The sequence below is a fragment of the Stenotrophobium rhamnosiphilum genome (assembly GCF_003052265.1).
Classification (GTDB): Bacteria; Pseudomonadota; Gammaproteobacteria; order Nevskiales; family Nevskiaceae; genus Stenotrophobium; species Stenotrophobium rhamnosiphilum.
The window spans coordinates 1-1939 of the sequence record NZ_QANS01000019.1; the positions used below are offsets into that span (position 1 = coordinate 1).

Here is a 1939-nt window from a genome sequence, read left to right on the forward strand (position 1 = left end):
ATTGGCCGGCAGTAGCGAGGTCACCGCAAAAGCAGTGAACTCGCTGGCCCGGCCTTCATCGGGTGCGATAAAGGTGAAGTTAAAGGTGGTCTGTTCACCGCTCGCAGCCACACGAGCAATCTCTCGTAGACCGTGATTGCGGATCAGTACAATCTCCTTGATGTTGTAGAGACCGAGAAACTTGACGGTTAACGGGTCCAGTTTCAGCTCGAACTTCACGGTGTCGCCGAGGACGAAGCTGTCACGATCCGCCGTCAGCACGCCGGTGGGAGAAGCGGCCAAGTTAATGGCTTTCTCCAGCACTTCGTTACCCACCTCCACCACACCGAGAATGTTCAGCACGCTCTCAATGTCATCGCCAAACCCGGCGTTGAGAACCAATGAAAGCTTGTAGTTGGATTTGAAATCGGTGGCGGCGATCTGCGTCGAAAGCGGGGCAAACTCGCCTTCAAGCTTAGGCCCGGCCTTGATCTCGAATGCCTTGAACTGAAGCGATTTGAAAAAGCGGTTGCCGACGGCGGCTTCAACGTATCCAAACGCAGTGAATTCCGGCTTGATGCGAAAATCATCTAAGCCCGGTACGTCTACAGTCGGCGTGTTGGTGTTGACGAAGTCAGTCAACTCATTGACCAAGCTGCATTCACTTTCGCAACTCAGCCCCAGCGCTGCCTTGGCACTGGTGCGGCTTTTGAGGCCGAGCTTCATCTGCGCGACCGTTATTTTGCCGGCCAGCTCAAAGCCCACACCCACGGGCACCAGACCGCTGATGACCACCGACAGCGCGCCGCCAACAGGAACGGGGAAGATCAGCAGCTCCGCCTTACAAGAAACCTTGCCCTCGAAAGCCGCAGTGGCCTTGACTGTGCCATCGATCAAGAACGTCGGTTCGGCCGTCACCACAAAGCGCTCCAGTCCGCGCGCCTCGGTGTAGATCACGTCCAGCGCCGGGGCGATGGTGAAAGTGAAGACGGGCTGCGGCTCGAACACGAACGGCGGTGCAGCATCATCGCCTAAGCCAATACCGTTGATCGAACCTTCGCAGCCCTGAAACAACGTTCGCGTGCCAGCGGGGACACCGCCTGCCTTCGCGACGGCTGCTCTGGCCTCAGGACGCGGTGTGAATGTATAAGTGTTGCCCTCGCGCAGCACGGTGTAGCCAGCATTCACGCTCTCCGGAATCGTGGCGGGAACGTCGGCGAGATTGAAACGCTGATTGATCTCCAAGCCTGGAAACAGCACCGACAGCGGCGCGAGCTTTAGCGTGACTTCGACGCCACCAGCAACCTCGCGCGCTGAAACCACGCGGCCCGCCACAGGCGCAGAGCCGGTGCCGACGATCAGCGTACCCACGACGGGCAGCGCAATGCCGCTAATGACGACGGTGTAGGTGTTGTCGAGGCTAGGCGCTGCGTCGGGGTCGCTCTCTGCGACGCGCGCGATCTGCTCATCGCTGACCAACACAGTGCCAGGAGCGACGGTGGTGATGACGGCAAGCAAGGGAGCTGAGCGCACATCGCCCACTGTAGCGGTGATCTGAGTGGAACCAGTGCTACGTTCAGCCAAAGCAATGCCGTTGCTCGCGACGCTAATGTTCGCCTCATCCGATGACGACCAGCGCACGGCGGCATCGATCGGCGCACCTGCGGCATCGAACACGCGAGCGCTGAGCTGACGAGTTTGCCCACGTTCGGTGAATAGCATTCCGGTCTGCACAATCTCGACCCGCGCGGCTGACTTTCCCGTGTTGTTGGTACAGGCTGCCAACACCAGCAGCATGGCCAGCAACGCAGCAGACCGCAGCATCGCCGCAAAAAAACTGCTGACAAAAGAAAGCTTGTGGTGATGGCGCGGGGAGCTGTTCATGACGATCCTAAAAGACAGACGTCAGTTGTAGTAGCTCTGCGCTCGGAGCGATATCACATAAATTGGTGAGTGCTAC

General features: G+C 58.7%; 1 protein-coding gene. It reads right to left on the reverse strand.

The annotated features are described in order from the left end of the window. A partial coding sequence (locus CJD38_RS18305; RefSeq protein WP_146166027.1) for an Ig-like domain-containing protein occupies nt 1-1863 on the reverse strand: 1863 nt, incomplete at its 3' end. Nucleotides 1864-1939 lie beyond the last annotated feature (76 nt).